The 12,925-nt window shown below is 67.3% G+C and carries 10 protein-coding genes; 4 read left to right on the forward strand and 6 right to left on the reverse strand.

The window, feature by feature from the left end; translation table 11 throughout:
* Positions 1-372 precede the first annotated feature (372 nt).
* Entirely contained in the window at positions 373-753 is a 381-nt protein-coding gene (locus M8859_RS01360) for a DUF1304 domain-containing protein (RefSeq protein WP_249643619.1), read from the reverse strand.
* A gap of 367 nt (positions 754-1,120) precedes the next feature.
* Here M8859_RS01360 and M8859_RS01365 point away from each other — a divergent pair, with 367 nt between their 5' ends.
* Positions 1,121-4,543: a serine/threonine-protein kinase gene (locus M8859_RS01365; protein ID WP_195070475.1), complete on the forward strand. Its 3,423-nt coding sequence runs from the start codon at positions 1,121-1,123 to the stop codon at positions 4,541-4,543.
* Between the two features lie 90 nt (positions 4,544-4,633).
* Here M8859_RS01365 and M8859_RS01370 read toward each other — a convergent pair whose 3' ends face one another.
* From M8859_RS01370 to M8859_RS01380, 3 genes are all read right to left on the reverse strand, one after another.
* A complete protein-coding gene (locus M8859_RS01370; protein ID WP_223512794.1) occupies positions 4,634-5,920 on the reverse strand; it encodes a GGDEF domain-containing protein in 1,287 nt (428 codons plus the stop codon).
* A 119-nt stretch (positions 5,921-6,039) separates the two neighbouring features.
* Positions 6,040-7,152: a terpene synthase family protein gene (locus tag M8859_RS01375; protein WP_195070474.1), complete on the reverse strand. Its 1,113-nt coding sequence runs from the start codon at positions 7,150-7,152 to the stop codon at positions 6,040-6,042.
* Positions 7,153-7,481: 329 nt separating this feature from the next.
* Positions 7,482-8,153, reverse strand: coding sequence for a PAS and ANTAR domain-containing protein (locus M8859_RS01380; RefSeq protein WP_249643697.1), 672 nt, complete (start codon positions 8,151-8,153; stop codon positions 7,482-7,484).
* A gap of 589 nt (positions 8,154-8,742) precedes the next feature.
* Between M8859_RS01380 and M8859_RS01385 the strand changes: the two genes are divergently transcribed.
* The 3 genes from M8859_RS01385 to M8859_RS01395 all read left to right on the forward strand — a co-directional run bounded on the left by M8859_RS01385 (position 8,743) and on the right by M8859_RS01395 (position 11,774).
* Positions 8,743-9,612, forward strand: coding sequence for a helix-turn-helix domain-containing protein (locus tag M8859_RS01385; RefSeq protein WP_159919826.1), 870 nt, complete (start codon positions 8,743-8,745; stop codon positions 9,610-9,612).
* A gap of 184 nt (positions 9,613-9,796) precedes the next feature.
* Positions 9,797-11,185: an APC family permease gene (locus tag M8859_RS01390; RefSeq protein ID WP_249643620.1), complete on the forward strand. Its 1,389-nt coding sequence runs from the start codon at positions 9,797-9,799 to the stop codon at positions 11,183-11,185.
* Between the two features lie 91 nt (positions 11,186-11,276).
* Positions 11,277-11,774: a hypothetical protein gene (locus M8859_RS01395; RefSeq protein WP_249643621.1), complete on the forward strand. Its 498-nt coding sequence runs from the start codon at positions 11,277-11,279 to the stop codon at positions 11,772-11,774.
* Here M8859_RS01395 and M8859_RS01400 read toward each other — a convergent pair whose 3' ends face one another.
* Both M8859_RS01400 and M8859_RS01405 read right to left on the reverse strand, forming a co-directional pair.
* Complete coding sequence (locus M8859_RS01400; protein WP_223512788.1) at positions 11,775-12,218, reverse strand: DUF4254 domain-containing protein; 444 nt, start codon at positions 12,216-12,218, stop codon at positions 11,775-11,777.
* Positions 12,219-12,488: 270 nt separating this feature from the next.
* On the reverse strand, positions 12,489-12,785 hold the full coding sequence (locus tag M8859_RS01405; RefSeq protein ID WP_249643622.1) for a hypothetical protein: 297 nt from the start codon (positions 12,783-12,785) through the stop codon (positions 12,489-12,491).
* Positions 12,786-12,925: the final 140 nt, after the last annotated feature.

Genomic DNA, 12,925 nt, shown 5'->3' on the forward strand with positions numbered 1-12,925 from the left:
ATGCAAGAACGCAAGATTGCGTCTGCATTTCTGCGGTCAAGGACTCCTGACGGCGATTTCACGCCCAGAGCACACTCGCCGCAACAATTTTCGGCTTATCGGCCGAGCCTCGCCACACCGATCGGCTATCCCGAAAGCATGCCTGGCAACCGCTGCTCTTGCCATGATTTCCGGTCATTTCCCCCGTCGCATACCGCAAAGTCGGTACGAATTTTCCTATCGCCACGGACCTTCGGTTTCCGGCGGCATCCGGGCGGTTCGGCCGAACCTCGCGAGGCGATACTTCGCGGTCGGCATCACCGGTCGAGCCGCCGTGCCGATCCCGAAGCGTCGCACCGGCGATGCGATCGATCTTCGACCGCATGGCCGCATTCAGAGCTGGGTCAGCGCGGTGAGTAGGGTCAGCGCGGGCAGAACTCCTTGCACTATGGCGCCTCTGGCGAACCGACGGTCATGCGCCACCAGAACCACCGCCGCGGCGAGCATCGACCCACACCCGGTCGCCACCAGCGCCCATCCCGCCTCCGGCGCCGCCCGCAGGATCGCCACGCCGACCAGTGTCGTCACCGCGAGAAACAGGTTGTAGAAGCCTTGATTGAACGCCCACGGCCGCGCCGCGGGCAGTTCTGCCTCGGAGATCCGGAAGACCCTCCGGTACACCTTGGGATCGGTGAACCGAACAGACTCCATGATGAAGATGCCGACATGGAGCAGTGCGGCCGCGACGGCGAGCACTTGAACAACCCAGAGCATTCCACCTCCTCACGAAGCGCACCGACCGGGGACGCCGACAACGGATCTCGTGCGGCCCGCGCGACGGCCGGGCCGGCTCCGGCGTGCCGAGGCATCTTATGGCCGCAGCCATGGCAGGTCGCGCAACACACCGCCGACACGCCGCCGCCCGACCCGGTCCGATCGGCGAGAGCCCCACAGCCCCGGGACCATCGCGGGCGATACCTGTTGCCGACGCGAGCTCGGCACCGCTCGCCGACATCGTTCCAGCGACACTTGCCCGCGCCAACCTCCCTCTCTATATCACCCGTAATAACCAACCCGAGGTTCGCCAGGCATAAACTGGGTATCTACCGCAGGACTACCACATCCGACACAGAGCAGGGCCATGGCCGGTTCGGACCCGTTCGCCACACAGCACGATCGGCCTCCAGGTATCGAGCGCGAACTGGAGGGCGCGGGTCTCGACGACCCCGAACTGATCGGCAAGGGCGGGTTCGGGGTCGTCTACCGCTGTCGGCAACGGGCGCTGAATCGCAGCGTCGCGGTCAAGGTGCTCACCGCACGGCCGGATGTCGAACCGGAGAACGTCGAACGATTCCTGCGCGAGCAGCAGGCGATGGGTGCGCTGTCCGGGCACCCGAACATCGTCCCGATCCTGCAAGTGGGGACCACGCGCAGCGGACGGCCCTACCTGGTGATGCCGTATCACTCGCAGGGTTCGTTGGAGAACCGCATCCGCCGGGAAGGATTCCTGCCGTTGCCCGACGCGCTCGCGATCACCGTCAAATTGGCCGGCGCCCTGGAGACCGCGCACCGCGCCGGAATTCTGCATCGCGACATCAAGCCGGGGAATGTCCTGCTCACCGATTACGGTGAGCCCCAGCTCACCGACTTCGGGATCGCCCGTGTCGAAGGCGGTTTCGAGACCACCACGGGCGTGGTGACCGGCTCCCCCGCGTTCACCGCGCCGGAGGTGCTGCGCTCCGGCGTTCCGTCGGTCGCCTCGGACGTCTACGGGCTCGGCGCGACGCTGTTCGCCATGATCACCGGTCACGCGGCGTACGAGCGCCGGTCCGGCGAGCAGGTCGTCGCACAGTTCCTCCGCATCGCCGCCGACCCGGTCCCCGATCTGCGGCTCGACGGCATCCCCGACGACATAGCCGCCGCCGTCGAAGCCGGCATGGCGCACGATCCCGCCGACCGTCCGCCCTCGGCCGCCGCATTCGGTGAGATGCTGCGCGAGATCCAGCGCGGCAACGGCATGCCGGTGGAGCACATGACCCTCCCCACCGCCGATCATCCGGCCGCCGGAGACCTCAGCACGCGGCCGTTGATCGCCACCGCGCGCTTTCCCACTCCCCACCCCAGGACACCGCCGACACCCGAGACCAAGTTCCGCCCGGCGATGCCCACTCGGCCGCTGGTCCAACGCGACCGCCTGATCAACGCGTTGCAAGCCGAGCCGCGACCGCGCCTGGCCGTCATCCATGCCCCCGCCGGGTTCGGCAAGAGCACGCTGGCCGCCCAATGGGCGAAGCGTCTCGCCGAGACCGAGCACGTGGCCGTGGCCTGGTTGAACGTCGACCGCGACGACAACAACGTCGTCTGGTTGCTGACGCACCTGATCGAGGCGTTCAACCGCGTCACCCCCGCACTGGCGCCCGACCTGGCTGCGGTCCTGGAAGAGGGCGACGACGCCGCCGCGCGTTATGTGCTCACCACGCTGATCGACGCGATTCACGCCCGCGACGAGCGATTCGCCCTGGTGATCGACGATTGGGATCGGATCACCGACCCGGCCGCCGTCGATGCGCTGCATTACCTGCTCGAGCAGGGCCCCCACCACCTTCAGATCATCCTGACCAGCCGATCGCTGGAAAGTCTGCCGTTGGGCACCATGCGCGTGCGCCACCAGCTCGTGGAGATCGATGCCGCCGCATTGCGTTTCGACGCCGAGGAGGCTCGTGCGTTCCTCGCCGAGCAGACCGGCCTGAGCCTGGCCGACGCCGAGAGCGCCGAGCTGCGCGACTACACCGAGGGCTGGGCGGCGGCCTTGCAACTGGCCTCGCTGTCGCTGCGCGAGCACCCCGACCCGGCCTCGCTGATCGCCCACCTGTCCGGGCACCATCACGCCATCGCCGAGTACCTGGCCGAGAACGTGCTCGACACCGTCGAGCCCGAGCTCCTCGACGCCCTGCTGAAAACCTCGCTGCCCGAACGGATCTCCGGTAGCCTCGCCGCGGCGCTGACCGGTGGACCGCACGGGCAGTCCCTCCTGGAGAATCTCGAACGCCGCAATCTGTTCCTGCGCCGCGTCGACGAAGACGGCGAATGGTTCCGCTACCACCATCTGTTCGCGGAGTTCCTGCGCAGGCGACTCGAACGCGACCGCCCCGAGCAAGTGCCCGGTCTGCACCGGACGGCAGCCGCCTGGTTCGGCGACCACGGGATGCTCAGCGAGGCCATCGAACACGCGCTGGCCGCCGACGACGATGAGAAGGCCGTCGGCATACTCGAGGCGAAATCTCGTGATCTGGTGCAGGAAGCCCAGCTCGCGACGTTTCTGGGACTGGTCGCCAAACTTCCTCCGGCGGCCGCCGCCGACCGCCCCCGGCTCCAGGTCGGCATCGCCTGGACGAACGCGCTGCTACGCAGGCCCACCGAACTGCATGCCGCGTTACGGCTGGTCCGGGCGTCGCGGGAGAAGGCTCCGGCCGCCGACCCCGATCTCGCGCTCGAAGCCGACCTCATCGCATGCGTGGAACGCACGTTCGCCGACCACCCCGAAGGCGTGGACGCCGTAGTCGACAAGTGCCTGAGCCGGGCGGACACGCTGGGTCCGTGGGCGCTGGCCGCGGCCGCGAACCTCGCCGCGTTCTCCGCGATCAGCCGGTTCGACTACGAGCGGGCGCGGGAATGGCACGACTGGGCCACCCCCTTCTACCGGCAGAACCGCAGCACGTTCATCTTGATGTACAGCCACAGTCTGGTCGGCGTCGCGGCGCGTGAACAGCTCGACATCACGACGGCGGAACGCAGTTTCCGGACCGCGCTCGAGATCGCCACCACCTCTTCGGGCCCGCAGTCCTACGCCGCGCGTCTGGCAGGCGCTTTGCTCGGCGAGCTGCTCTACGAACGCGACCAGCTCCCGGCGGCCGAGCGCCTGCTGGACGAGGCCGGCCGGCTCGGCACCGAGGGCGGCCCCGTCGACTTCCTGATGGCCAATTACGCCACCGGCGCCCGGATCAAGGCTTTGCGCGGTGATCTGGCGTCCGCGGCGCGGCGACTGGACGACGGCGCCGAGGTCGCGCGGGCCCTGAAGCTGCCGCGACTGGCCACCCGCATCGCCAACGAGCAGGTCCGGCTCGGCCTGACCGCCACCTACGTCACCGAACCCCCGGCCGGAGAAGGCGGTATCGCCACGATGGCCGCCGAACTACGCGAGGATTCCGCGATCCGGATGCTGCTGCGTTCCGGAGCCGCAAAAAGGGTCGCCGCCGCTGGTGCGCGCGCGCAATACCTGCGGAATTCCATCGATGCCGCCCGGCGTCCACGGGCTGCCGCACAGGCCTCCTTGCTGCTCGCCTCCTGCCTCGCGGCCGCTGGAAAGCCCGAAGCGGCCAAGGACGAATTGGTGCCGGTAGTGATCCGGTACGCCGATGCCGGGGTCGTCAGGCCGCTGCTCGACGAGGGGCCGTGGATCATGTCGCTGTTGCACAGCCTGAGCTACGACCTGCGCGAAGGCCGTTGGCACGAAGAACGTCCGATGGTCCCACCGGCGTTCCTGCACCGGCTGCTGGCCCGCTGAAAGCGTCGCCCCGCCGCGCCATGGCGAACGCCGGACATCATCGGCCCGGAACCGCTAGGTGCGCGTCACCTGGCATTCGATCGTTTCCGTTCACAACACCGGTTGCGGACCGCGCGAGGTGTCGGTGTCGAGGATGTGCAACACCCACCGGCCCTTGCCGTCGGCCTTCGCCCGGTACAGACCAGTGTCGGCCGCGTCGAGCAGCGATTCGGCGTCCGCGCCCGCGACCGCGGTGACGACCGCGCCGATGCTGATCGACATGCGCAGCCTCCGATCGCCCGCCGTGATCGGATCGACCAAGGCCTCGAGCAGGCTGTTGGCCACGGTGGCCACCCGGTGGTCGCTGGCAGGCGGCGGGATCAGCGCGACGAACTCGTCGCCGCCGATCCGGGCGACCAGACATCCTGATCCGCGCACGCTGTCCTGCAGGCGGCCGGCGACCGCGGTCAAGATCTGGTCACCCGTGCCGTGGCCGTAGCGGTCGTTGACGTGTTTGAAGCGGTCGATGTCGACGAAACACAACCCCGCGCGGTCCCCGTTGCGGGCGTCGGCGATCATCGCGTCGATCCGCTCGATCAGATGCCGACGGTTCGGCAAACCGGTGAGCGGGTCGTGCCGGGCTTGGCGGTGCAACTCTTCGCGCATCCGGTGCTGCTCGGTGACGTCTTCCCCGACCGCGAGCAGATAGTCGCTCTGCCCGTCCACGCCCTTGACGAAGGTGATGGCGAACGACGCCCACCCATAGCTTTCGTCGGCGCGGCGGATCCGCTGTTCCAGCTTCACCGTGCCTTCCCCGGCGGGGACCAGCTTGTCGTACACCAGCGTGCGGATGCCCTCCCGGTCGTTGGGGTGGGCGAAATCGTAGACCGACACCCCGCGCAGGGCGTCGACCGGGACTCCGATCATCTCGGCCAGGCCCCGGTTGACATCCAGCAGTGTCCCGTCGGTGTCACCTATGGCGATCGCGATGGCGGCGTTGTCGAAGACGACGCGGAACCGCTCGTCGGCGGCGCGGGTCGCCTCGGCGGCCGCGTCCTCGTGCGAGCGCGACTGCGCTTCGTATCCCTGACCGACCGCCGCGAGCAGCGCCGCGAGCCGCCGCCCGGTATCCGCGACCCCGCGTTCGGCCAACCCGTACAGGACTTGCGCGGACGTGCTGGGCACGGCCGGGCCGACCAGCCCGGCGGAGGCCAGCGCCGCGCCCACGCGGAGACCGACGCTCGCGTCGAAGGGTTCGGCCTCCAGGCCGGCCACCAACTCCTCGAGCATGCCGAGCAGTACGGCCTCGGGGTCCGGTAGCGACATGGACCCACCGGCGACGGCCTGCAAAGCGCGCCACCAAACGTTCGCCATCGAGGCGAGTTCGATCTGTTCCACCGCAACCCCCTCACCATTCAGGCCGGAGATAGCCCCCGACGCATCGTATCCACACATGTTCGAGACCGTCGAGTACTCCCGCTCGGAAGTATTCGGCGAGCACGGTGAGGGCGGTGTGCCTATTTCAGCCCGTTCTCCCTGAATATCGACGCACCTTTGTACCGTAAGGTCTTGATCTGCCAGACCCAGGTCGCCTGTACACAGGCGATCAGATCGGCGATGTGAGTCGAGACGGTAGCAGCCGAAGCGGCGTCTTCGATGCCCAAGCGGTCGCATTGTTCGGCGAGCGTCGCGCCCACCTTCCGGAATTCCACGAGCCTTGCGCGCACGATCTCGGTGGCGCCCCGCACGGCGTCCTCCAGCGACCAGCCGGGGTGGTTGAGCAGAACCGCCGGGATCAAGTTGAAGTCCGCGAGATCGACGATGCACTCCTTCTCGAAGGAGAAGACGTCGTTCATCAGCGCTCCGATCTCCACGGTCAGCACCCGGAGCCGACGCAGATCAGCAGCCAACCCGGTGTGGCCGATCCGGTCCCAGGGCAGATAGTCGTTCCGCCCGAACTCACACAGTGCGATCGCGGGATACATGCCCGAGACCTGACCCCGCAGATCGATGTACTCCTCGACGCTGAGCAACCCGCCGCGCGCACGGGCGTTCTGGTCTCGGATCGCGGGCCGCAGATGCTCGATGGTGGACTCGATGAACCGGTCGAGCCAGGCCGGGTCCGCGAGGGCGGACAGCCTGGTGAGAAACGCCGACGTCGAAGCCTCCAACGGGGTGAGGTCCCGCGGCGCCGAGCGCGTACGCAGGAGCACACAGAGCCGGTCGACCGCGACGCGCGCCCGCTGCTGCTCGTCGTCGCCGAGATGCCCGAACTTCTCCCGGCCGACGGTGTCGTTGAGCCAGAACAGGATCGCGTTGTAGAGACCGATGATCGTCATCCGCTCGGCGCTGACCGCACCGGGATGCAGATAGGGCGTCATGCTGTTGTAGTGGGGGCCTGCGGGCTCGAGCCAGATCCCGTGCTCGCGGCAGAAGCGCTCGACCTCCGCACAGGCCTGCGCCCCGAACCGGTTGGGCCGGAAGTCACGGCAGTAATCGACGATGTCCCAGTCGGGCGTACCGAACATCTCGCGCAACGACCACTGTCGCCCGCTGCGCAGCAACTGCTCGTGTTGTCCGCGCATGTCCGATATTTCCCGCTCGAGCGCCGATGTGTACTCACTGACCACAACGACTCCCTCCCACTATGGTTACTTCTAATGAATTGTCTCCGACTTATCGGGGCTGGGATCGGCCCGAGAGCGAAGAGCACGCAACATCGGAGCGCTCGATGATGTTCGCGCGCCGGGCATTCGGTGGCGACACCGCAGCGAACTGGGCGTTCGTCCAATGGCGTGGCCGCGGCACGGGGTGGCCGTGGCGCAAAGAGGCAAGCGGCCGGTGGAGGACGTGAGGCGCCCGGCACTCCGATCCACGTCGCCGCGCGCGGGCAACCGCCACTGAAGGCCGTCTCACAAGGGGGCGGCCACGGGGCCCGGCACAAGAGCCGGGCCGAGGCTCACTTCGCCGCCGCCACGTCGTGCATGGTCAGCAGCAGATGGTCGAACCGGGCCCGTTGCGATGCCGGACCGCCGCCCATGGCGGGCACCTCGCCGACCAACTGACGCGCCAGCGTCCGCAACTTGATGTTCGTTTCCTGGGAGCGCCACTGCAACACCCGGAAAGCCTGTTCGGGGTTGATGCCGTAGACGGCCATGAGCACGCCCTTGGCCTGCTCGATCACCCCTCGGGACTCGACCAGTTCGGGCAAAGTGTCGTCGAGAACTTCCTGCCGGTTCTCCTCGAGGGTGCCGGACACGTCGATGAAATAGCCGGCGGTGCCGACCACCGACTTCTGGTCGTCGAGCATGCGGTCGGCGACGACGATGACGTGACGGGTGCGCCCGGCGGTGTCGATCACGCGGTGGCGGCCACAGAACGGTTCACCGGTTCGCACGGCGGTGACGATGGACCGGTCGACGAGCGCGCGGTCGTCGGGGTGCCTGTGCGCCAGCAGCAACTCCGTACTGGGTCGCGTGCTTCCCGCGGGGTAGCCGTAGATCGCGGCCACTTCCTCCGACCATTCCCATCGCTGATCCTCGAACCAGAAGCGGAAGCTACCCACGCTCTGTGGCGTGCCCGCGATGACGCTGTCGATCGCGGAGGCGCTTCTCAGCGCGAGGTGATCCATCCTCGTCACGCGGTCATTATCCATCGGCGTCCACACGCGACGGGACGGAACACGAGACGAAACCAAATTGTGGCAAACTTCTAGCACTCACATTTGGATGTCACATCCTGGGAATAGCCTTAAATGTGCGGTCACATCCTTCAATGAGCAATCAATCGGCAATAGCGGGCCGTTGGTCTGGCAACTGTTGCCGACGGTGGCCGCGAACCCGACGGCGGAGGCAGCTCGTCCACCCCGTCCCGGCAGAACTCGACGCGAACCCCATCCTGCCCGCCGCCGGGGATCGACCGAACCCCGGCAACCCGCGTCCCCATTTCGACAGCACGGCGTTCCCGTCGTCTGCGCGAGCACGCCGAGCAGGTCCGCGAGTCTTCGCTCCGCGTCGCAATCGAGTAGCCGGTCTGGTTAGCCCCGCAGTATTGCCCCTCATCGCGAACGCCCACGGAAAACAGTGACCATAACGTGGATCACTGGAGGTAGTCTCTGTTGCTGTGCCCACATCGGCACAGATCCGCTGCACGTAGGGCGCATTCGAGGGCGAACGCCGTAACGCGTTCCAGCGAGTGCGCGGACCGAAGGGGTAGTACTGATGGCAGGCAAGCGCACCGTCCTGACCGTCCGCTTGCGCCGGCTGGCGGCGATGTTGCACGAAATGCGCGAGAACGCCCAGCTCAGCAAGGAAGAGGTCAGTGCGAAGACCGGGATCAACGTCACCACGCTGTACCGGATCGAGACCGCGCAGGCCCGCCCCCAGCGTCGCACCCTCATGGCGATGCTCGACCTGTACCGCATCGGCGAGGAACAGCGCGAGGACGCCCTGGAGCTGCTGTCGGACGCACTGAAGCCCGGCATGTCGCGCGCCTACGAGGGCAGCGTGTCGGAGGTGTACGCCGCCTACATCAACTTCGAGTCCGAGGCATTGTCGGCCCGGCACTACCAAACATCCTTCGTCCCTGGGCTTTTGCAGACCTACGAGTACGCCACGGCCGTGATCGACACCTCGATGCCGAAGCTGGAGGCGTCGGTCATGGAGAGCAGAGCCAAGGCCAGGATGGATCGCGCCGTCAACCTCACCAAAGAGGAGCCGCTCGAACTGTGGGTGGTCATGGACGAGGCCGCGATCCGTCGGACCGTCGGCGGGCCCGCGGTGATGCGCGGCCAGCTCGACCGGCTGCTGCAAGAGATCAAGCGCAAGAACGTCATCTTGCAGATCCTGCCGTTCGACGCGGGCGCCCACCCCGGCATGGCGGGCTCGTTCACCTTGCTGGACTTCCCCGATCCCGCCGATCCCGAACTGGTCTACGTGGAGGGCATGGCCGGTGACGAGCTGATCGAGGGCCACACCGAGATCCGGCGCTTCGGGGTGATCTTCGACCAGCTGCGCGCCATGGCGCTGAGTCCACGCGACTCCGCGGCCATGATCGTGGAGGCCGCGCGCCGGATGGACCAGGCGGATTAGCCGGGCATCCTACGGCGGCGGAGGCCGTTGACGGCCGGAGCCGACCCTCCCCCACCCCCACACAGCCACGCTCCACGCTTCCGCCCCGGCTGGGCACGCACAATCTCAGCGGGAAACGGCCCGGGTGACGACTATTCCGCCCCCCGAATGGGTACCCTCGCCCTTACTGCCGAGGGGAGGACGCATGTCCGAAGTCACCGCGAATCCGATATCCGAATCCGGGCCCGAGCTGAAACGGGTGATGGGGCCGGGCCTGCTCTTGCTGTTCATCGTCGGCGACATCCTCGGTACCGGCATCTACGCGCTCACCGGCAAGGTGGCCAACGAGGTGGGCGGGGCGGTGTGGGTGCCGTTCCTGGTGGCGTTCCTGGTCGCGCTCATCACCGGTTTCAGCTATCTCGAACTGGTCACCAAGTACCCGCATGCCGCGGGCGCGGCGCTCTACACGCACAAGGCGTTCGGCATCCATTTCCTCACCTTCATGGTCGCGTTCGCGGTGATGAGTTCCGGTATCACCTCCGCTTCCACGGCCTCGCGCGCCTTCGCGGCCAACTTCGCCGAAGCGTTCGACCTGGACCTCGGCACCGGCGTCGCGGTGACGGTGATCGCGCTGGTGTTCATGGCGGTGGTGGCGGCGGTCAACCTGCGCGGCGTGAGCGAGGGCGTGAAGCTCAACGTGGTGCTCACCTGCGTGGAGCTGACCGGTCTGTTGATCGTCATCGCGATCGGCTGCTGGGCGTTGGGGGTCGGCGACGGCGACTTCTCGCGCATCGTCGAATTCGAGACCGGCGAACGCAACGCGGTCGGCGGCGTCATCGTGGCCACCACGCTCGCGTTCTACGCGATGGTGGGATTCGAGGACTCGGTGAACATGGCCGAGGAATGCAAGGAGCCGAGCCGGATCTTCCCGAAGGTGCTGCTCGCCGGGCTGCTCATCACCGGGCTCATCTACGTGCTGGTGTCCATCAGCGCGATCGCGCTCGTTCCCGCCGACCAGCTCGGCCAGGGGGACACGCCCTTGCTGAAGGTGGTCGAGGCCGGTGCGCCGAACTTCCCGACCCACGTCTTCGCCTACATCACCATGTTCGCCGTCGCCAATTCCGCGCTGATCAACATGCTGATGGCCAGTCGCCTGATCTATGGCATGGCCCGGCAGCAAGTGCTGCCCCGGCCGTTCGGCCGCGTTCACGAGCGCCGCCGGACGCCCTACAACGCCATCATCTTCACCACCTTGCTCGCCCTCGGGCTGATCCTGTTCGTCGGTGAAGTGCCCGAACTCGGCGGCACCACGGCCCTGCTGCTGCTCGCGGTGTTCACCGTGGTCAACGTCGCGGTGCTGGTGCTGCGCCGAGACCCGGTGGCGCACTATCACTTCAAGACACCGACGCCGTTGCCCGTGCTGGGTGCGCTGACCTGCGGCTTTCTCGTCACGCCGTTCACCGGCCGCAATCCGGCGCAATACGCCATCGCAGGCGTACTACTGGCCATCGGGGTCGCGCTGTGGGGCCTGAATTACCTTGCCCTGCGCGCTATCCGGGCACAACCACTCGACAGCAAGCCGCCCACGGAGTGACCGGTCGCGCTACCGGCGCAGGACCGCATCCGCCGGTATGTCCGATTCCCGCAGGTGACTAGTCGCTGCCCGGTAGGTAAGGTGGGCGCCGATGACCAGCATGGAAGCCCGTTTCGGTGATGCCACCCGGATCGTGCCCCTCCCCAATCCGTGGAATCTGACCGCCTATCTGGCCGCGGTGGCCGCCCATCGCGGACGCTCGATCAGTCTGCACCCCGTACCCAAGGCGATGTTGGCCGACACCGGCTGCGGCGGGGGCGGACTGTGGGTGGCGCGCAAGCACGACGACATCATCGTGTACGACGCCGCGGCGACCGGCCGCAACGCCGATCATGTCATCCTGCACGAGATCGGCCACATGCTGCTGGGTCATCACAAAGACCACGAGCGCAGCGATCCGCTGCCGCCGTCGCTGGCCGTCCTCCTGCCCTCTATTTCGCCGCACTCGATCGAACACGTCCTCGGCCGTGCCGAATTCGGCGTCGACCGTGAGCGGGAAGCGGAAGTCTTCGCCGACATGACCATGGTGTACGCGACTCTGCCACGCAAGCGCCAGCGATCGTTCCGGCCGTTCGGGCGCGGCAGATAGCTACCAGCGGTCGTAGCGCCCCTCTGGTAGTCGTCTCGCCCCGGTGCGCAGGTCGTCGACGAGATCCTGGTAGCCGTCGGCCAATTCATCGATCTGGATCCACGCGTCGTAGAAGACCGATTCCGGCGCATGCGCCAGCGCCACGAATGCCTGGGCAGCCAGCATCGCCAGTCGGTCCACCATGCGACCGACCGTCTCGAAGTGTTCGGGCGCGGCGGGCGGCGGGATCGGCGCGGCCAAGGTGACCCAGCGGTCGATGCCGCGTAGGAGCTGCGCGCGACGCCGGTCGAGTTTGTCGCACCGGCTCGCCGGGGTCCGTTCGCGAGTCTGATGCAGCTGAGCCAATTCTCCGGCCGCCTCCAGCATCGGATGATCCATGTGCGGCAGACCCCGGAACGCGGCCAGCAGCAGTTCTTTGCCGGGAATGACCCGAGCCTCGGACACCTGACCCACTTTCCACACCCCCAATTCGATCAGGGTGGACGCGTCTCGGTCACGTCCTCGATGCCTTGCGCCGCCGGTGTCCCGGCACTGCCCGAACATCCACATGAGACCAGCTTGGCCGAGAGCCGTGCCTCCCACGTCGGTTTCGGCCACTTCCACTCGCGCGACACGCCCATCGACCGGATCGGCGGAGCACGAGCCGATGCCACAAGCAAGGGCAAACATTCAGTGACCTCGCATTTCTCGACAATAGAGCCGTCTTTACTGCGGCTATTGCCACTCGAGCCGACACGCCAGCCACTGGCTAGCGATACGAGCAAACACCGACTGATGGTCGCGCAAACGCGGCGAACGCGGCAGTTCCGGCTTCCGGCAGGCTGCTGCCCAATAGCCGGCGAGTGCGCAGACGAAGGCGTCGACCGCCGCGGGATCGACGTCGCGGGTGACCGGATGGGTGGCGATGATCGGATCCGGGTCGACACCAGCGGCCGCGATCGTCGGAGCGAGCGCGACGAGGTCGATCCACGCGGCACCCCGGCACGCCCACGCCCAATCGACCGCCAGCACCGCACCATCCGTTCGCCGTACCATGTTGTCCGGCCGAAGGTCGTTGTGCAGCAACGTATCTCCCGCCGATGCCGCTCGGCCAATTCGTCAGACCCGGATCACCACCGAATTACCCGCGAGGACCGAACTCGCACTGGCCG

It is taken from the genome of Nocardia sputi (assembly GCF_023501985.1).